This is a genomic window from Lutibacter sp., assembly GCF_041562875.1.
Lineage (GTDB): Bacteria > Bacteroidota > Bacteroidia > Flavobacteriales > Flavobacteriaceae > Lutibacter.
The window spans coordinates 1-20,232 of the sequence record NZ_JBFFOE010000018.1 but is presented as its reverse complement, the minus strand read 5'-3'; the positions used below and the strand labels follow the sequence as shown (position 1 = coordinate 20,232).

The 20,232-nt window shown below is 29.4% G+C and carries 19 protein-coding genes and 1 other RNA gene; 9 read left to right on the top strand and 11 right to left on the bottom strand.

Going from position 1 to position 20,232, the window contains the following annotated elements:
- Window positions 1-69: 69 nt before the first annotated feature.
- The 4 genes from argS to ABY863_RS04255 all read left to right on the top strand — a co-directional run bounded on the left by argS (window position 70) and on the right by ABY863_RS04255 (window position 4,317).
- Window positions 70-1,839, top strand: a complete 1,770-nt coding sequence (gene argS, locus ABY863_RS04270; protein WP_372793025.1) for an arginine--tRNA ligase — start codon at window positions 70-72, stop codon at window positions 1,837-1,839.
- 68 nt (window positions 1,840-1,907) lie between these two features.
- The gene (gene lpdA / locus ABY863_RS04265; RefSeq protein ID WP_372793024.1) at window positions 1,908-3,296 is read left to right on the top strand and encodes a dihydrolipoyl dehydrogenase; all 1,389 of its coding nucleotides are present in this window, start codon (window positions 1,908-1,910) and stop codon (window positions 3,294-3,296) included.
- A 162-nt stretch (window positions 3,297-3,458) separates the two neighbouring features.
- On the top strand, window positions 3,459-3,878 hold the full coding sequence (locus ABY863_RS04260; protein WP_372793023.1) for a hypothetical protein: 420 nt from the start codon (window positions 3,459-3,461) through the stop codon (window positions 3,876-3,878).
- A gap of 19 nt (window positions 3,879-3,897) precedes the next feature.
- Entirely contained in the window at window positions 3,898-4,317 is a 420-nt protein-coding gene (locus ABY863_RS04255; protein ID WP_372793022.1) for a hypothetical protein, read from the top strand.
- Between the two features lie 179 nt (window positions 4,318-4,496).
- Here ABY863_RS04255 and fsa read toward each other — a convergent pair whose 3' ends face one another.
- The 3 genes from fsa to ffs form a co-directional block, all read right to left on the bottom strand.
- Window positions 4,497-5,150 (bottom strand): fructose-6-phosphate aldolase, encoded by a 654-nt coding sequence (fsa, locus tag ABY863_RS04250; protein WP_372793021.1) that lies wholly within the window; start codon window positions 5,148-5,150, stop codon window positions 4,497-4,499.
- Window positions 5,151-5,210: 60 nt separating this feature from the next.
- On the bottom strand, window positions 5,211-6,014 hold the full coding sequence (locus ABY863_RS04245; RefSeq protein ID WP_372793020.1) for an SDR family oxidoreductase: 804 nt from the start codon (window positions 6,012-6,014) through the stop codon (window positions 5,211-5,213).
- A 138-nt stretch (window positions 6,015-6,152) separates the two neighbouring features.
- Window positions 6,153-6,251: signal recognition particle sRNA small type (ffs, locus tag ABY863_RS04240), an RNA gene on the bottom strand.
- 178 nt (window positions 6,252-6,429) lie between these two features.
- Here ffs and ABY863_RS04235 point away from each other — a divergent pair.
- The 4 genes from ABY863_RS04235 to ABY863_RS04220 all read left to right on the top strand — a co-directional run bounded on the left by ABY863_RS04235 (window position 6,430) and on the right by ABY863_RS04220 (window position 11,540).
- Complete coding sequence (locus tag ABY863_RS04235; RefSeq protein ID WP_372793019.1) at window positions 6,430-6,957, top strand: DUF4199 domain-containing protein; 528 nt, start codon at window positions 6,430-6,432, stop codon at window positions 6,955-6,957.
- Between the two features lie 14 nt (window positions 6,958-6,971).
- On the top strand, window positions 6,972-7,919 hold the full coding sequence (locus ABY863_RS04230; RefSeq protein ID WP_372793018.1) for a glycosyltransferase family 2 protein: 948 nt from the start codon (window positions 6,972-6,974) through the stop codon (window positions 7,917-7,919).
- A gap of 82 nt (window positions 7,920-8,001) precedes the next feature.
- On the top strand, window positions 8,002-9,714 hold the full coding sequence (locus ABY863_RS04225; RefSeq protein WP_372793017.1) for a phospho-sugar mutase: 1,713 nt from the start codon (window positions 8,002-8,004) through the stop codon (window positions 9,712-9,714).
- Window positions 9,714-11,540, top strand: a complete 1,827-nt coding sequence (locus ABY863_RS04220) for an ABC transporter ATP-binding protein (protein ID WP_372793016.1) — start codon at window positions 9,714-9,716, stop codon at window positions 11,538-11,540. Before ABY863_RS04225 ends, ABY863_RS04220 begins: the two co-directional genes overlap by 1 nt.
- Window positions 11,541-11,702: 162 nt before the next feature.
- Here the strand turns inward: ABY863_RS04220 and ABY863_RS04215 are convergent, their stop codons facing one another.
- From ABY863_RS04215 to ABY863_RS04195, 5 genes are all read right to left on the bottom strand, one after another.
- Window positions 11,703-12,293 (bottom strand): LURP-one-related/scramblase family protein, encoded by a 591-nt coding sequence (locus ABY863_RS04215; protein ID WP_372793015.1) that lies wholly within the window; start codon window positions 12,291-12,293, stop codon window positions 11,703-11,705.
- Between the two features lie 251 nt (window positions 12,294-12,544).
- A complete protein-coding gene (locus ABY863_RS04210; RefSeq protein WP_372793014.1) occupies window positions 12,545-13,969 on the bottom strand; it encodes a CCA tRNA nucleotidyltransferase in 1,425 nt (474 codons plus the stop codon).
- A gap of 3 nt (window positions 13,970-13,972) precedes the next feature.
- Complete coding sequence (locus ABY863_RS04205) at window positions 13,973-14,533, bottom strand: L-threonylcarbamoyladenylate synthase (RefSeq protein ID WP_372793013.1); 561 nt, start codon at window positions 14,531-14,533, stop codon at window positions 13,973-13,975.
- Window positions 14,534-14,588: 55 nt separating this feature from the next.
- A complete protein-coding gene (locus ABY863_RS04200; RefSeq protein ID WP_372793012.1) occupies window positions 14,589-15,392 on the bottom strand; it encodes a polysaccharide pyruvyl transferase family protein in 804 nt (267 codons plus the stop codon).
- A 121-nt stretch (window positions 15,393-15,513) separates the two neighbouring features.
- On the bottom strand, window positions 15,514-16,329 hold the full coding sequence (locus ABY863_RS04195; RefSeq protein WP_372793011.1) for a 2,3,4,5-tetrahydropyridine-2,6-dicarboxylate N-succinyltransferase: 816 nt from the start codon (window positions 16,327-16,329) through the stop codon (window positions 15,514-15,516).
- 96 nt (window positions 16,330-16,425) lie between these two features.
- Here ABY863_RS04195 and ruvX point away from each other — a divergent pair, with 96 nt between their 5' ends.
- A complete protein-coding gene (gene ruvX, locus ABY863_RS04190; RefSeq protein ID WP_372793049.1) occupies window positions 16,426-16,839 on the top strand; it encodes a Holliday junction resolvase RuvX in 414 nt (137 codons plus the stop codon).
- Window positions 16,840-16,907: 68 nt separating this feature from the next.
- On the opposite strand, the gene ABY863_RS04185 is transcribed toward ruvX, so the two are convergent.
- The 3 genes from ABY863_RS04185 to ABY863_RS04175 form a co-directional block, all read right to left on the bottom strand.
- Complete coding sequence (locus tag ABY863_RS04185; protein WP_372793010.1) at window positions 16,908-17,447, bottom strand: GNAT family N-acetyltransferase; 540 nt, start codon at window positions 17,445-17,447, stop codon at window positions 16,908-16,910.
- 126 nt (window positions 17,448-17,573) lie between these two features.
- Entirely contained in the window at window positions 17,574-18,704 is a 1,131-nt protein-coding gene (locus tag ABY863_RS04180) for an aminotransferase class I/II-fold pyridoxal phosphate-dependent enzyme (protein WP_372793009.1), read from the bottom strand.
- A gap of 291 nt (window positions 18,705-18,995) precedes the next feature.
- Window positions 18,996-20,232 (bottom strand): TonB-dependent receptor plug domain-containing protein (locus ABY863_RS04175; RefSeq protein WP_372793008.1); only part of this gene is annotated, 1,237 nt, incomplete at its 5' end.

Below are 20,232 nucleotides of genomic sequence, written 5' to 3'. Positions count from 1 at the left end.
CAAAAATACGATTAAAAATTTTCAAAAATTATGTATTTTTGCACTTCAAATTATTTCAGCAAAAAAATTATGCAAAACAGTTTAGAAATAGCCGTAAAAAAAGGCTTTCAAGAAATTTACAATGTAACAATCGAATCCGTTGAATTTCAGGCAACTAAAAAAGATTTTCAAGGAGATATTACTATTGTTATATTTGCATTTTTACGCTTTGTAAAAGGTAATCCTGTTGATATTGGAACTAAAATTGGTGAATACTTAAAAGAAAATATTGAGCAAGTATCTGATTTTAATGTTGTTAAAGGTTTTTTAAATTTAGTTATTTCTGATTCATATTTTGTAGAAAGTTTTAATTCCATTTATAAAACTGAAAATTTCGGATTTGTAGCCACTAAAGTAAATGAAAAAGCTGTAATGGTTGAATATTCTTCACCAAATACAAACAAACCATTGCATCTAGGGCATATTAGAAATAATTTATTAGGGTATTCTGTTGCAGAAATAATGAAGGCTTCAGGAAAAAAAGTTTATAAAACGCAAATTATAAACGATCGTGGTATTCATATTTGCAAAAGTATGTTAGCTTGGCAACGTTTTGGGAATAGTGAAACTCCTGAAAGTACAGGTTTAAAAGGTGATAAATTAGTAGGTAATTATTATGTCAAATTCGATCAAGAATATAAAAAACAAATAAGCCAATTAATTACTGAAGGAAAAACTGAAGAAGACGCTAAAAAAGAAGCTCCACTTTTGGTAGAAGCTCAAGAAATGCTATTGAAATGGGAAGCTGGAGATGAAGAAGTTGTCTCACTTTGGAAAACTATGAACCAATGGGTGTATACTGGTTTTGAACAAACGTATAAGGAACTTGGTGTAGATTTTGACAAAAATTATTACGAAAGCAATACCTATTTATTAGGAAAAGATATTGTTGCAAATGGTCTTGAAAAAGGTGTGTTTTATAAAAAAGAAGATGGATCAGTTTGGATTGATTTAACTGAAGATGGCTTAGACGAAAAAATAGTATTACGTGCTGATGGAACTGCCGTTTATATGACACAAGATATTGGAACTGCTATTGAGCGTTTTAAAGATTACGATTTAGACGAATTGGTATATACCGTTGGTAATGAGCAAGATTACCACTTTAAAGTGTTATTTTTAATACTTGATAAATTAGGATATGATTGGGCTAAAAACCTGTACCATTTATCGTACGGAATGGTAGATTTACCAAGTGGTAAAATGAAGTCAAGAGAAGGAACTGTTGTAGACGCTGATGATTTAATGGAAGAAATGACAAAAACAGCTGGTGAAATTTCACAGGAATTAGGAAAATTAGAAGGCTATACAACTGAGGAAAAAAAAGTGTTGTATAAAACTATTGGTTTAGGTGCTCTTAAATATTACATACTAAAAGTTGATCCAAAAAAACGAATCTTATTCAATCCTGAAGAATCTGTAGATTTTGCTGGTAATACAGGTCCGTTTATTCAATATACGTATGCTAGAATTCAATCTATTTTAAGAAAAGCTACTTTTGATTATACGAAAGAAATAACGAACATTGAATTGCACGAAAAAGAACGTTCACTTATGAAGCAAATTCAACTGTATCCTGAAACAATTCAGAATGCTGCAAAAAATCACAGTCCTGCACTTATTGCAAATTACACTTACGATTTAGTAAAAGAATACAATTCATTTTATCAAAGCGTACCAATTTTAGGATGTGAAAATGAAGATGAAAAAATAATAAGAACACAACTTTCATCAAAAGTTAGTGAAATCATAAAATCTGCATTTAAATTATTAGGAATTAATGTTCCTGAGAGAATGTAAGAATAAAGAATAATAAATACTTAAATTTGCAGCTTAATACTGCTTAATTAAAATTTAAAAAACATAACATGAAATACGACGTAATAATAATTGGTAGTGGTCCTGGAGGATATGTTACAGCCATTAGAGCTTCACAACTTGGGTTTAAAGTTGCTGTAGTTGAAAAAGAAAATTTAGGTGGAATCTGCTTAAACTGGGGATGTATTCCTACAAAAGCTTTATTAAAAAGTGCTCAAGTTTATGATTATTTAAAACATGTTGATGAATATGGTTTAAAAGCTGAAGCTATTGACAAAGATTTTAGTGCCGTTATAAAAAGAAGCAGAAATGTTGCTGAAGGAATGAGCAAAGGTGTTCAATTTTTAATGAAAAAGAACAAAATTGATGTTATAGATGGTTTTGGAAAAATTAAAACTGGAAAAAAAGTTGATGTAACTGACGCTGAAGGAAAAGTAACTGAATACAGTGCTGAACATATAATTATTGCAACTGGTGCTCGTTCACGTGAGTTACCTAACCTACCACAAGATGGCAAGAAAGTAATTGGGTATCGCCAGGCAATGACATTACCAACACAACCTAAAAAAATGATTATTGTTGGTTCTGGAGCTATTGGTGTTGAATTTGCACACTTTTACAATGCTATGGGAACTGAAGTTACTATTGTAGAGTTTTTACCAAATTTAGTTCCTTTGGAAGATATAGACGTTTCAAAACAATTTGAACGCTCTTTCAAAAAAACAGGAATTAAAGTAATGACTAACTCATCTGTTGAATCTGTTGATACGTCAGGAAAAGGTGTAAAAGCAGTTGTTAAAACAAAAAAAGGAGAAGAAATTTTAGAAGCTGATATATTACTTTCAGCTGTAGGAATTAAATCAAATATTGAAAATATTGGCTTAGAAGATGTTGGTATTATAACAGATAGAGATAAAATTTTAGTGAATACTTTTTATCAAACTAACATTCCTGGTTATTATGCCATTGGAGATGTTGTTCCTGGACCTGCACTGGCTCACGTTGCTTCTGCGGAAGGAATTACACTTGTTGAAAAATTAGCTGGTTTACATACTGAAGCAGTTGATTACGGCAATATCCCTGGCTGTACCTATGCAACTCCAGAAATTGCAAGTGTTGGTTTAACTGAAGCACAAGCAAAAGAACAAGGATACGAATTAAAAATTGGAAAATTTCCATTTTCAGCTTCCGGAAAAGCAAAAGCTGCTGGAACTCCTGACGGATTTGTAAAAGTAATTTTTGATGCAAAATATGGCGAATGGTTAGGTTGCCATATGATTGGTGCTGGAGTAACTGATATGATTGCTGAAGCTGTTTTAGGTAGAAAATTAGAAACTACAGGACACGAAGTTTTAAAAACAATTCACCCGCACCCAACTATGAGTGAAGCAGTTATGGAAGCTGTTGCTGATGCTTATGATGAGGTGATCCACTTATAAAATAAATAGTTATTAAAAGTCCTAGCAAATTTGTTAGGACTTTTTTTGTTTTAAATGCTATTAACAAGTAATTTAAATGATCAAAATTCAGATTATTCAATTCCAAAACTTATAATTTTATACTATATTTGAAACTTAACGCTAACTATTTATAAAATTTATATGAAAACATTTCAAATAATTTTAATCTTAATTTTTACTATGACAATTTCTTGTCAAGATAAAAAAACAGATATTCAACAAAAAGAAAACAAAGTAACCGCTAAAGTAGTACATTATATTTGTGCAAATAAATGTGAAAATAGTGGTAGTGATGTTGCTGGGAACTGCCCAACATGTAGTACCCCATACACTCATAATTTAGCATATCATAACGACGATTTTTTAAAAAACGGACCTTTAAACGTTCCTAAAACTGATTTAAATACAAACCCTGCTACAAATACAGCTGCTTCACCTGCACAAAATGCTTTAGGAGTTTTCCATTACACTTGTTCAAACGGATGTTATGGCGGTGCTGGAACGGCAACAAAATGTAGTTCTTGCGGATCAGATTTAGCTCACAATCAAGCATATCATTAATATAACTCATTAACCAATTATGGCATTTTCATTTTCAAATCTTTTAAAATCTAAAAAAGAAAAAATACCTTCACAAGTCATTCCAAAAATTGATTTCGATGGAGGCACTAAATATGCTGAAGATATTACTAATAATGTGTATTTAGATTTTGAAGAATTGGGTGGATTTCCGTTTATAAAAACCTTTATTATTGGTGATTTATCAACAAAAATTAAAAGAACAGGTTGCACTCTTACTTTTATTTTTGAAAACGATTCATTAACCTTAAATTCAGATAATACAGATATTGAATCTAATAAAATAAAAAATACAGCTTCTTATTATACCGAAATTGATTTTGAATTAAATGAAGAGGAAGCTGAAAAAATTAAGAATGAAAAGATAACAGAAATTCAATATAATTTTAAAGGGAAAGCCTATACTTATAAAAAGGTATAATACCTCCTATTAATCATTTATAAAAAAAAGGAACTGTTAAAAACAGTTCCTTTTTTTATGAATTTAAATCTGTCACATTAAGCACAGTCTAAATATTTATTAAAATTTCTCGATTCCGCTCGAAATGACAAATGCCTTTTTTAAATTGTAAATCAACAATCTAGAATCGTAAATCTAACTTAGTTTCCTTTTTTATAATCAGCTAAAAATTGTGCCAAGCCAATATCAGTTAAAGGATGTTTTAGCAAACCTTTAATTGCACTTAAAGGTCCTGTCATTACATCAGCTCCAATTTTTGCACAATTCATAATATGCATTGTATGACGAACAGATGCAGCTAAAATTTTAGTTTCAAAACCATAATTATCATAAATAAGTCTAATTTCTGAAATCAATTCTAATCCGTCTGTAGAAATATCGTCTAAACGCCCAATAAAAGGAGACATATATGTTGCTCCTGCTTTAGCAGCTAATAATGCCTGACCTGCAGAAAACACCAACGTTACATTGGTTTTAATTCCTTTATCTGAAAAATATTTACAAGCTTTAATTCCATCAGCAATCATTGGTAATTTTACCACAATTTGAGGATGTAAATCTGCCAATTCTTCACCTTCTTTAATCATTCCTTCAAAATCAGTTGCAATAACTTCTGCACTTACATCACCTTCAACAATATTACAAATATCAACGTAATGTTTTAAAATATTATTTTTTCCTGTAATTCCTTCTTTTGCCATTAAAGACGGATTTGTAGTTACCCCATCTAAAACTCCTAAGGCTTGTGCCTCTCTAATTTGATCTAAATTTGCTGTGTCAATAAAAAATTTCATTCTTTATAGGTTGTTTAATTTATACTGAATTATTTATACTTTACAAAAGTACTCAAATCATTACAATTTATAATGATTCATTAACATCTTTTCATAAACTGTATCGGGCAGTATTTTTTTTAATACTATTGAAAATTTTTGCATAAAGTCTCCAACTTTATAGTGAATTTTAGGTTTTGAAGTATTGATAATTTTATAAATAGCTTTTGCCATTTCAATTGGGTCACTTCCACTATCTACATGAGAATCCATTAAATTTAGGTTACTTTGATAGTTTTGTTTATAAGGTGAATTTTCAAAAACGGGAGTATGGTACCTTCCTGATGCAATATTTGTAGCAAAATCCCCTGGAGCAACATTGGTTACTTCAATACCAAAACTTTTAACTTCCATTCTAATTGCTTCAGTTACAATTTCTAAAGCTCCTTTAGTAGCAGAATAAATACCTCTAAAAGGCAATCCCATATAACCTGCAATTGAAGTCACATTAATAATTAATCCGCTTTTTTGAGCACGCATTTGAGGTAACACCGCTTTCATAACATCTATAGCTCCAAAAAAATTAGTATCAAAAACTTTACGCATTTCATTGGTTGGAGTTTCTTCAATAGGACCTGTAATTCCCATTCCTGCATTATTAATTAGAATATCTAATCTTCCTTCGTTTAAAATAACTTCTTCAACAGCTTTTAAAATAGTTACAGTATCATTAACATCTAATGAGACTAATTTAAATGGATGATTTTTTATCTTGCTTGAATTTCTACTTGTTCCATATACAATAAATCCTTTTTGAGTTAAAAACTCACCAACAGATTTTCCTATTCCAGAAGAACCTCCTGTAATTAAAACTACTTTTTTCATTAAATGATTAAATATTAAAAAGGTTAAAAATTCCTTAATCTGCTTCAAAAGTAAGGTATTTGGGCTAAAATTTGAATTGGAAGTGAAATTAATTTTTACGTATTTTTTATTTTGAAGAGTCTAAAAAAAAGGCATAAAAAAAGGCAAGCTACCTACATCACACTGCTACAACCTAATACCTTTGCTGCGTTCCCGCCCTGGAGGGTTCAAAGGGAGCTAGTTGTGTAGGACTTGCCTAGCTGCAAATTTACAATGATTTTTTACGATATACAATCATTTTTTTTAATTTTTCTGTAACTTTTTTAAAGAACTGTTTACTAATAAATTAATTAAAACTAATTATTAATATTAACAATTAACATTATAACTAAATAGGTATTTAGTATATTTGTTCAACTTAAATCAAACTTTTATTATGGAAAATCAAACAACTACACCTAAACAAGTAATGTTAAACAATGGTTTAATGTTAGGGCTTGTTTCAATATTAATTGCCGTTGTCAATTTTGCTTTTGGTGATGTATACAAACCACATTGGAGCATCTCACTAATTAGTTTTGCTGCAACAATTGTATTTATTGTTTTAGGACTTAAAAAAATTAAAGAAAATAATGGAGGATTCCTAAGTTTAGGTGAATCTTTAAAAACTGGTTTAGGAATAGCGCTTATTTCAGGTATTATTTATGTAATCTATTTTTACCTATTCACTAATTTTATTGAACCAGAATATTTTTCAAATTTAGCAAAGGTTCAAGAAGTAACACTCCTTGAAACTTATCCAAATTTTACTGACGAGCAAATGGAAAGTGCTATGCAAATGTCTGAAAAATTCTCAGGATTTGGAATGATCTCTGCAATAGTTGTGATTATGAGCCTATTTTTTGGTTTTATTATCTCATTAATAGCTGGATTAATTATGAAAAAAACAAACGAAGAAGACTAATTAAAATATTTTAAATGGATATATCAGTAGTAATTCCACTACTTAACGAAGATGAATCTTTAAATGAATTACACGATTGGATTGCAAAAGTTATGCAATCCAATCGTTATTCTTATGAAATACTTTTTATTGATGATGGTAGCACAGATAACTCATGGAAAGTTATTGAAGCTTTGTCTGAAAAAAATTCAAATGTAAAAGGTCTTCGTTTTCAAAAAAATTACGGGAAATCTCAAGCATTAAATGCAGGGTTTAAAGAAGTGCAAGGTGACGTAGTAATTACGATGGATGCCGATTTACAAGACAGCCCAGATGAAATTCCAGAATTGTACAACTTAATAAAAAATGAAGGATTCGATTTAATTTCAGGTTGGAAAAAAAAGAGATACGATTCAAAAATTAGAAAAAATATTCCTTCAAAATTATTTAATGCCGCAGCACGAAAAACTTCTGGAGTACAATTAAACGATTTTAATTGTGGTTTGAAGTCTTATAAAAATGAGGTTGTAAAGAATATTGATGTGAGTGGAGAAATGCATCGTTATATTCCAGTACTTGCAAAAAATGCTGGTTATAATAAAATTGGCGAAAAAGTAGTTGCTCACCAAGCACGTAAATTTGGTGTTACTAAATTTGGTATAGATCGTTTCATTAATGGTTTTTTAGACTTAATTACCATTTGGTTTTTATCAAAATTTGGAAAAAGACCCATGCATTTATTTGGGTTATTAGGAACCATCATGTTTATTGTTGGGTGCACTTTTGCCTTTTATTTAGGAATAGATAAATTATTTTTTAACCCAACAGGAAGATTAATTACATCACGTCCACAATTTTTTATTGCATTGGCTACCATGGTTATTGGAACACAATTTTTTTTAGCTGGTTTTTTAGGTGAAATTATTTTACGCACAAAATCTGATACAAAACGCTATTCAATTTCAAAAACAATTAATTTATAACGTTTTAGCTAAAAGTAACATTTATAGACTTTTTTAAATTAAAAATAACCTTATTTTTGCACTAAATTATACAATACACACTATGACAATTTTAGAGAAAGCCCAATTATGGCTAACAGATACTTTTGATAAAGAAACAAAACAAGAAATTCAACAGTTAATTGCTGGTAATTCAGAACAATTAACGGAAAGTTTTTATAAAGATTTAGAATTTGGTACAGGTGGAATGCGTGGTATTATGGGTGCAGGAACTAACCGAATTAATAAATATACTTTAGGTAAAGCCACACAAGGATTAGCAAATTATATTAAAAAGACCTTTCCAAACAAACAACATAAAGTTGCTATTGCTTATGATTGCCGCCATAACAGTCAGCCATTTGCTAAAATTGTTGCTGATGTACTTTCGGCAAATAATATTAAAGTGTATTTATTTGAAGATATGCGCCCTACTCCTGAGCTTTCATTTGCTGTAAGACATTTAGGATGCGATGCAGGTATTGTTTTAACTGCTTCTCACAATCCGCCAGAATATAATGGTTATAAAGTGTATTGGAATGATGGAGGACAAATTATACCACCAGATGATGCTAATATTATAAATGAAGTTAATAGTTTAGATTTTTCTGAAATTAAATTTAATGCCAATGAAAGTATTATTGAATATGTTGGAAAAGATGTAGATGATGCTTTTATAAATGCTTCAGTAAAAAACGGCACATTTAACATTGAAGGAAGAGAAAATTTAAAAATTGTTTTTACTTCATTACACGGAACTTCAATTAAATCTATTCCATTTGCACTTGCAAAAGCAGGGTATACAGATGTAAATATTGTTGAAGAACAAAAAGAACCTAATGGTGATTTTCCAACTGTTGCTTCCCCAAATCCAGAAGAACCAGCAGCTTTGAAAATGGCAATTGATCTAGCTGATAAAATAGGTGCCGATATTGTTATTGGAACTGATCCTGATAGTGATAGAATTGGTATTGCTGTAAGGAATGAAGCTGGAGAAATGAAGCTTTTAAATGGAAATCAAACCATGAGTGTTATGACCGATTTTTTAATTAAAAATTGGCAAACTCAAGGTAAATTAAATGGAAAACAATTTGTAGGTTCCACAATTGTATCAACAAATTTAGTGAATGAGATTGCAACAAGCTATGGTGTTGAAACTAAAGTTGGCTTAACAGGTTTTAAATGGATTGCAAAAATGATTCGCGATGCCGAAGGTAAACAAGATTTTATAGGTGGTGGTGAAGAAAGTTTTGGTTATATGGTTGGTGATTTTGTACGTGATAAAGATGCTGTAACCGCTACGCTATTAGCCTGTGAAATTGCAGCAAAGGCAAAAGCTAACAATAGTTCATTTTATAAAGAACTACTCACAATTTACACCAAACATAATTTTTACAAAGAGCATTTAATAGCCATTGTAAAAAAAGGAATGGATGGTGCTGAGCAAATTAGCAAAATGATGGTAGAATTACGTGAAAACCCAGTAACTGAAATTGATGGTTCTAAAGTGGCGTTTTTATGTGATTATCAGGCTTCTACAAAAACAAATCTTCTAACGGGTAAAATTGAAACTATTGATTTAGAAAAATCAAATGTATTAATTTATGAAACTGTTGATGGAACAAAAGTAGCTGCAAGACCAAGTGGAACTGAACCAAAAATTAAATTTTATTTTAGTGTAAATATGCCATTAGACACCATTGAAAATGCAATTAAAATTGAAGCGGAATTAGACACTAAAATTCAACGCATTATTAAAGAAATGAAATTAACTTAATGAATTATTTTAAAAAGATTTTAAAATACGCAAAACCTTATATTAAGTATGCTTGGCTTAATGTACTTTTTAATATTTTATATGCAATATTTAATGTACTTTCAGTTTTAAGTTTTATTCCTGTATTGGGAATATTATTTGGTGAAGAAAAAAAAACCTATCAAAAACCAGTTTACCAAGGAATAGCTCAATTATTTAAATATGTGCAAGGCTCATTAAACTATAACGTTACTCAAATGATGGAAAGTGGTGGGATAGATAAAGCATTGCTTTTTATTTGTATTTTATCATTTAGCTTATTTTTCTTTAAAAATTTATTCAGGTATTTAGCTTCCTATGTATTAGCTTTTCTTAGAAATGGTGTTGTAAAAGATATACGAGATAGCCTATATCATAAAATTATAGAATTACCTCTCTCCTATTTTTCAGAAAGAAAAAAAGGAGATATCATTGCACGTATGACTTCAGATGTACAAGAAGTTGAAACGTCATTTTTAACCTCTTTAGAAACTATTGTACGCGAACCTTTAACCATCGTTTTAACCTTAGTTTCAATGTTTGCTATTAGTGCAAAACTTACATTTTTTGTTTTTATTTTATTACCAGTATCAGGATTTATTATTTCTTCAATTAGCAAAAAACTAAAAGCAAAATCACTTCTAGCGCAACAAGAAACTGGTAATTTTCTATCATTTATTGAAGAAACTTTAACAGGTTTACGCATCATAAAAGGGTTTAATGCAGAAAATAAAATTGAACAAAAATTCAATAAATCAACTACCAAATTTAGAAATTTAATGACTAGTGTTGTTCAACGTCAAACTTTAGCATCACCTATGAGTGAGTTTTTAGGTTCCGCAACAATTATTGGAATCTTATGGTTTGGAGGACGACTTGTTTTAAGTGAAAATAGCCCTATGCAACCCCAAGAATTTTTAGGTTATATAGGACTGTTTTACCTAGTACTTAATCCTGCAAAAGCTATTTCAACTGCTTTTTCTGGAATTCAAAAAGGGAATGCTTCTGCAGAAAGAATTATTGATATTCTTGAAACAGAAAATACGATTGTTGACAAACCAAATGCAACTGCTAAATTAACATTTGATAAAGATATTATCTTTGAAAATATTTCATTTAAATATTTAGATGAATATGTACTAAAAGATTTCTATTTACATATTCCGAAAGGAAAAACTGTTGCATTAGTTGGACAATCTGGTAGCGGAAAATCAACATTGGCAAATTTAATCACACGGTTTTATGATGTAAATAGTGGTGTTATTAAAATTGATGGAGTTGATATTAAAGATATTACTCAAAAATCACTTCGTGGTTTAATGGGAATTGTAAGTCAAGAATCTATTTTGTTTAATGACACTGTTAAAAACAACATTAGTTTAGGTGTAAATACTGCTACTACAGATGAAGTAATTGCTGCTGCTTGTATTGCTAATGCTCATGAATTTATTAAAGATTTACCCCTTCAATACGAAACTAATATTGGAGATAGTGGGAATACACTTTCTGGAGGTCAAAAACAACGTTTAAGTATTGCACGAGCTGTTTTAAAAAATCCTCCAATAATGATTTTAGATGAAGCTACCTCAGCTTTGGATACTGAAAGTGAGCAATTGGTACAAATTGCTTTAGAAAAAATGATGGAAAACAGAACATCATTAGTAATTGCACACCGTTTGTCTACAATTCAAAAAGCTGATTTAATTGTGGTGATGAAAAAAGGTGAAATTGTAGAACAAGGAAAACACGAAGAATTATTAGACAAAAAGGGTGAATATTTTAAATTAGTTACTATGCAATCTTTTTAAAATATTGATAGTAATAAACCTTCAAGCCTAGTTAATAATACTAAAACTTTACATTAGGGAAATTTGCATCATTTGAATTGCAAATTTCCCTTTTTTTATATTTTATTTTTTAAATTTTAATTGTAAAGCAATTTTTTAGCTATTACGGTTTTACGAGAGTAATTATTTACTTTCTTTTAGAACCATATCAATTGTTATTGCGCTAGATAAAATTGCCATTTTATTTGAAACATCAGTAAATCCAGAATTTAGATCAACATTGTATTTGTCTGCTGATGTAAAAATTTCTTTCATGGCACCATTCCATTTTTTACTTATTGTACCAATTTGCTTGTCGTAAGAATCATTTATTTGGAAGTTCCACGCTTTCCAATCTCCAGTAATCACTGCAACAAGTTGCTCAGATTTATTATAAATTTTAAAAGTGGGTTTAAATAATTTAAATTTTTGCTTTATGGAACCAATCGAATTCCCTTTTGAATCATCAATTGTAATTGTTGACATAAAGAAAGTCCAACCCCTAGATATTGATGTTTGTAAATTTCCATTAGAATCTTTAATTTCTAATTGAAAAGGTAACATATTTTTATTTAAAAGTAATCTCAGAAGTTTTTGTCCTATAGATATTTTTTGGTTTACAGAACCTATCTCATTCCCTTTATCATTAAATACTTTGTAACAATTTTCAAACTTAAAATAATTAACTTTTTCATCAATAAAGTAACTGTTTGATTCAAAAAAATTTGAATTCATCTTTTTAATAGCTTTAACTTAATGCCAAAATTTTGGCTTTTCGGCTTCGCCCCGTTTTTCTGTTGGTATCTAGACTCCAAAATTTTATTCGTATATTTCTAATAATTAACCATTTAAATTTCGCTGGTTTCTCTCTTTACAAAATTGATCTTATGGGCATTAAAACCCAAAAAGTATTAGTAAGCAATTAATTTAAATTTTTAAAAACTTCCTAAATAAGATCCAACAAAAACTCTCTAAAGTCAAAACTGCTAATGCTTTTTCAATCCTAGTTTCTTAGCTCGTTTTAGCATAAAGGCATAAGCTTCATCAAACTCATTTTTTATTTCACCTTCTAAAATAGCTTCTTTTATAGCATCTTTTAAAGTACCTATTTCTCGGCAAGGCTTTAAATTAAAAGTCTCCATAATTAATTCACCTGAAATTGGTGGTTGAAAATTACGAACATGATCTCGCTCTTCAACTTCTTTAATCTTTTGACGAACAACTTTAAAATTGTTATGGTAATTTTTAAATTTAGTTGGATTTTTTGTTGTGATATCTGCTTCACATAAAGTCATTAAACTGTCAATATCATCACCTGCATCAAAAACCAAACGTCTTATCGCTGAATCGGTAACATCAGTAGCTAACACAATTGGTCGAGAACTTAAATACACCATTTTTTGAACAAATTTCATTTTTTCATTTAACGGCATTTTTAAACGCTTAAATAGTTGAAACACCATTTTTGAGCCTTTAAATTCGTGTCCGTGAAAAGTCCAACCTATTGTTTTATCAAATTTTTTAGTAGGAGCTTTTCCAATATCATGTAATAATGCTGCCCAGCGTAACCATAAGTCGTTAGTGTTCTCAGAAATATTATCAACTACTTCTAAGGTATGATAAAAATTATCTTTATGTTTCTGTCCTTCAACTTCTTCAACTCCTTGTAAACTAGTTAATTCAGGTAAAAAACGTTTTAATAAATTAGTTTTATGAAGCAATAATAATCCAACCGAAGGAACATTAGAAAGCATAATCTTATTAAATTCAACTATAATTCTTTCTTTGGTAATAATATCCAATCTATTTGCATTTCTTGTAATTGCATTTAAAGATTCGTTTTCAATTTCAAAATTTAACTGAGATGAAAAACGAATCGCACGCATCATACGCAACGGATCATCAGAATATGTGATATCAGGATTTAATGGCGTTCTTATAATTTTACTTTTTAAATCATTCAATCCTTCAAAAGGATCTAATAATGCGCCAAAATTTGCTTCATTTAAACTTAAAGCTAAGGCATTTATAGTAAAATCACGTCTATTTTGATCATCTTGTAAAGTGCCATTTTCAACAACTGGATTTCTACTTTCTTCATTATAAGATTCTTTTCTAGCGCCTACAAACTCTATTTCAACGTTACCAAAGCGTAACATTGCAGTTCCATAGGTTTTAAAAACCTGTACTTTAGGCTTATTTGGTAACAATTGTGCAACTGCTTCAGCCAATTCTATTCCGCTACCAACCGCAACAATATCAATATCCTCAGGAGTACCTCTTTTTAAGAAATAATCACGCACAAAACCACCAATAACATAGGTTTCTAATTGTAAATTAGTGGCTGCTTTTGATATGTATTTAAAAATTGGATGCGTTAAAGCATCTTTATAAGTGTTATTTTCAGGCATAAATTACATGCGAAGTACAATTACTTTACCATTATTATCTACTTTCAAAATTGTAGAAGATTTATCGTTCACTTCTTCGCGCTGCAAATCTACAACATAGTCTACGCTATCCAAAATGGACTGGTTAATTTCTTTAAAACTTTTCGGAGTAGTATCTCCACTACTATTTGCAGAAGTTGATACTATTGGTTTTCCAAAAGCTGAAATTAACTTTCTACAAAACTCATTTTGAACAATTCTCACAGCTACTGTATTGTCAGAAGCTACAACGTTATTTGCCAATCCTTTCGGATTATTGTAAATAATTGTTGTAGGGTTTGAAGTCTTTTTCACTAAATCTATTAATGTCATTGGAATTTCAGGAACATACTTTTGAAGCATTTCAATTCCGTCTACTAAAATAATTAAACTTTTACTTTCTGAACGTTGTTTAATTTTAAAAATTTTAGAAACAGCTTCTTCTGAAGTTGCATCACAACCTATACCCCAAACAGTATCTGTTGGATATAAAAGTATTTGTTGGTTTTTTAAAATAGCCAGTGAGTTTTTAATTTCTGTTTTCATCTTACAATAATCAACATCATTAATAAATTCATTAATTTTAGTAAATAACAATGAATTAAAATGGAAATGTTTTTTTTAACTTCTCTAAATCAATTTCTATTTCGTATTCTTGAAATACATCTAGTATTTGATCTAAATTCTTGAAGTCTGTTAATTGATAAGGTTTTTCATCCAATCTTCCTACTGATTTAAAGTAATCCCTAAATTTAAAACCAGATCCTTCAACAAGGTTTGAAAATTCAAACCAAACTGAAGGTATTTTATAAGCATCCGAAATAATAATTCCATGCAATGAGCTAGAAATTATTTTCTCGCATTCTAAAATTTCATCAACAACTTTTAATGGATTTTTATTTTGGATATCAATTATTTTGATATCCATGTTTTTATAAAAATGTGCTTTTAACCAAGAATTTTCTTTATCCCTAAAGTGAGGAATTATGCCTAATTTGTATTTAACTAATGGATTTGTATTTGGATATACTTCTGGCAATAGTAATGCTGGATCTCCATAAACTTCTGGACATGGGATGCCAAGTTCTATTAACCTACTTCTTGTCAATGGGCCTCTAACTGCTAAAATTTTTTTTGGAAATTCTTTCAAAATAGAATTAGCATACATTAATCCGCTTCCCCAAATAATTGAATTTTTATTACATCTTTCAATAATAGAACCAATCATAAAATAATGTTCATTATTTTTACTGCTTCTTTTAGAAATCCTTTTTATTTTTTTTGATCCAAAATAATTAGCAATTATAGGACTCAAAATATCTCCAAGATTATTTCTATGAACATCATAAGAAAGGTATTCAACATCATCTTGTTTTAACTTACTCCAAGGAAATATTAACTTCATTTTTTTTTATTATAAGATGTAAAAATACTTAAAAAAATTTAATTTTAAGTTTGCATTTTTTTAAAATAAAACTAGCAAAAGCCTTCAAACTAATTTGAGCATATTTTAAAAAAATAGTTTTTTATACTGCAACATCATTTTCACGAAGTGCATCATTTAATGATGTTTTTTTATTAGTGCTTTCTTTACGTTGTCCAATAATCATTGCGCAAGGCACATGAAATTCTCCTGCAGGAAATTGTTTTTTATAACTTCCTGGGATTACCACAGAACGTGCAGGTACTCTCCCCTTATATATAACTGGCTTATCTCCAGTAACATCAATAATTTTAGTGCTCATTGTTAATACAACATTTGCACCCAAAACAGCTTCCGTTTCAACGTGAACGCCTTCAACTACAATACATCTTGAGCCAACAAAAACATTGTCTTCAATAATTACAGGTGCAGCTTGCAAAGGTTCTAAAACTCCACCAATACCTACTCCTCCACTCAAGTGAACATTTTTACCAATTTGTGCACAACTACCTACTGTTGCCCAAGTATCAACCATAGTACCTTCATCTACATAAGCACCAATATTTACATAACTTGGCATTAAAATAGTTCCTGGCGCAATATAAGAACCATGACGTGCTACAGCATGTGGCACTACACGAATGCCTTTTTCTTTATATCCTTTTTTTAATGGAATTTTATCATGATATTCAAAAATCCCCACTTCAAAAGTTTCCATTTTTTGAATTGGAAAATATAAAACTACCGCTTTTTTCACCCATTCATTTACTTGCCAACCACCATCAATAGGTTCTGCTACACGTAACGTCCCACTATCTAATAAATTAACTACTTCACGAATTGTTTTTTGAGTAGCTTCCTCTTTTAATAATTCTCTATTTTCCCAAGCAGCCTCTATAATTTTTCTTAATGCATTCATTCTTTTAAAATTCAATTAACCACAAATATATAATTTTAAAAAATATATAATCCAAAATCACTAAATTTGCACAACTTTATAATTAATGTTAACACTTTGGCTCGAATTTTAGCTATAGATTACGGTAAAATAAGAACAGGAATCGCCATCACTGATGAATTGCAAATTATTGCTTCTGGACTGACGACTGTTGACACTAAAAAGATTTTTTCTTTTTTAACTGAATACTTAAAAAATGAATCTGTTGAACTTTTTGTTGTAGGTGAACCTAAACAAATGAACAATACAGCAAGTGAAAGTGCTCAAATTATCAACATTTTTATTGAAAAGCTAGGCTTAACATTTCCTAAAATACCCATTAAACGTATTGATGAACGTTTTACTTCAAAAATGGCGTTTCAAAGTATGATTGATAGTGGTTTGAAAAAACAACAACGTAAAAATAAAGCTTTAATTGATGAAATTAGTGCTACCATAATTTTACAATCTTACCTTTCTCAAAAAAATTAAATATCTTAAATAGTTAATGAACCCATTGGGTGAAAATAATTATAAAAACAGCAATAATCTACGCTCTATTAGTTGTTGGCTTTTTCAATTTCAAATATTATATTCAATTTATTATCAAAATCTTTTCGTTCCTTAACAAAGTGAAATCCATTCTTTTCTAAGAGTCTTTTAGAATTCTCATTTTCTTTATGTGTGAATGCCTCAATTTTATTGAATTTTAATTCATTAAAACCAAAATCAATAATCATTTTAAGAGCTTCACTCATGATTCCTTTATTCTGAAATTTAGGATCTAGGTCGTAACCAACTTCAGCAGTTTTAAGGTCTTGAGAAAAATTCCATAAACAAATAGAACCAATAATTTTAGAATCATTTTTTAAAGTTATTCCCCAAGAAATAGATTTATCTTCTTCGAATGCTTCATTTATTTCTTTAATAAATTTAATCGCGTCAACTTTATTTTTAGTTTTCCTGTGTTCGGGTCTTTCAATAAATTTATTGATAATTTTATTTGAACGTAAAAACAGGATACTATCACAGTCTAATTCTTCAATTTTTCTTAAAAAAAGTCGTTCTGTTTTTATTTCCGGGAAAGATTTAAATCTCATTTTTTTAGCTTTATAAATTGTTACCTTTATCTTTCTTTCGATTAATTTTTAACTATAATTTGAATGTTATTTTTAAGTTCTATTGTTAATTAAATTTTTCAAATTAGATTAATTAAGTGCATTTTTTTACGTATTGCTATGGGCTGGCTTTATGGTTTTTAAATAATTGTCAAGTATCTCTAAAACTTCAGGAAAATTATTTCTTCCAAAACCTACTCTTATGTATTTACCTGGATATTCATACATTTCAGAAGGAATAGTCATAATGCCAGTTTTCTCAACTAATTGATTACTAAATTCTAAGACTGAATTTTCAATATTTAACTTAACAAAAGAAGTCGATCCCGTTTGAGGGGGAATAAAAGAAGATATTATTGGGTGTTTCCCTACAAACTCACTGAACAGTTTTACATTTTTTCTAATTTTAATTAAATTTTGAGGAAGAAATTTATCAATATTGTTTAGTGCTATTATTGATAAAATTTCACTTGGTGCACTATTACAAATACTAAGATAATCTTTGAACGCAACAACTTTACGAAGAAAATTGGTGTCTTGAGCTACCAACCAACCTATTCTTAAACCTGCCAATCCAAAAGTTTTTGACGTACCCCATAGACTAATTCCTTTTTCATAAATATCAGAAATTGGAGGTAATTCGGCTAAGTCATCAATAATTAATTTGTGGTACATTTCATCTGAAAACAGATACAAATCATGTTTCTTTGCAATACTTACTATTTCATCTAACTCACCTCTAGTTAGATAACTACCAGTTGGATTGTGGGGGAAATTTAGGATAATTAACTTGGTGTTTTTTCTTATTAATTTTTCTAAATCAGCTATATTAAACTTCCAATTTTCTGGGTTTGGTTTCCAATATGAAAGTTCACAATTAATAGACTTTACAACTTCGGATAAAGACTGATAGGAAGGTGAAATTGTTATGACATGATCTTCTGAATTTAATAACAAATTCAAACTGATAAAATTAAGTTCTCCAGGAGATGCAACAACCACGTTTTCAATTGTTTTAATTTTATAATATTGAAGTATAGCCTCTCTTAATAATGGATTTCCTTCACTTTCGGTATAACCTAGTTTTATACCTTCCCACAAATCCATTTCATCTTTAGAAGCATTCTCTAAAAGATATTTTAATTCGTAACCATCACAGTCAGAACTAGAGAATAAATATTTTGCAGTAAATTCGTGTTTGGCAAAATATCGTTCAAGCTTGAAATCATTTATTTTCATTGCTATTATCTTTTTGTTTCCTATTGGTTTAGTATAACCAAAGTTGTGTATTAGTTATCACTTTTTTTGTTTGCTAAATTTAGTTGTTTTAAAGTTTAGAATAATTCTAATTTATTGAAATAAATATTTATTTACACATTGCCAATCGTTATTTTGGTAATTGGGTTTATTCCAGAAATGGACAAGTTAAATCAGTTTAAAACAAAAACTCCTTAAAAGGAGTTTTTGAGTACTATTTTATAATTTAAAAGAATCGACATCAACTAATACAATTGTTGACGATTTACTTTATCAATGTTCTTCATTTCCAAATGGTTTAATTATGATTCCAACACTAAAAATAAACCCATCAGTAGGTGCATATATTTCTGGAAATACTGGGTTATCGTGCGGTGGTAAAACCAATGGTGAAAATCTACTTTGTCTTCTATCTGTAAAGTTTTCAAAATTCACGAAAGCACTTCCAAATTTAAAGTTTCTCATTAATAATAAACCCATGGTAACAAAATCTGTTGTCTCTGCTCCGTTTGATAAAAACTGTTTTCCTGTGTAATACGTTTCATAACCAACACGCCATTTTTCAGATTCGTACATCAGCACACTACCTGCGTTATGTTTTGATGTTAAAGGTTTTTGTGGGTTACCTGCCAAATAGTTTAGCTTGGTGTTTATAAGTGCATAATTTAAAAACCACCTAAAATCTTTGTAACTAAATTTAATATTGGTTTCTGCTCCCTTACTTAAAATTTTATCTGTTGCATTTTCAAATGCAAAAAAACCATCATTTGTGCTATTTAATAACAATCCATTTTTTATGGCTGTAACATAAAATAATTGGTTTATAGATAAACCTACTGTTTCAAATAAGTGTGTTTTATAATTTACATCAAAATTAAAACCATAGGAACGTTCAGCACTTAATGAAGATTTATCAATCGCAAGCACATTTTCAAAGTAAATGTATTCAGCTTCTTCTGTAAAAATATCAGGTATTTTGTAACCAAATCCACCGCCAATTCTACTTGAAAAACCATTATTATTTTTGTATAGCAAAGATATTTTGGGAAGCGGGAAAAAGCCAAAGTCTGTATTATAATCTGCTCTTAATCCTGTTTCTAAAATCCAATTATCAGAAATATCATAAATGTTATTGATAAACATTCCATAAGTAAGATTGTTTTGGTCACGTTGCAATGTGGCATTATCATTTTCATCAAAATTTGAGGAGTATAAATTTGCTCCAAAAATCCAATCGTTTTTTAAAGTTTCTCTTTGATAGGTAATTTCTGAAAATGTATTTGTCTGTTTTCCATCAAAACTAAAATCTGGAATGGTTAAGTTCCTATCGAAGAATGAGATACTATTTTTAATATTTAAAGAACTTATTGAATCTAATTGAGTATGGTAAACTGCTTGACTGCTCAATCTTTTTGAGACATTTTCTTCAGTGTATTGATGATTCCCTATTTCTTCACTTTCAATTTTTGTGATATCACCACCAATTCTATCATCATAAGTTCCATTAAGT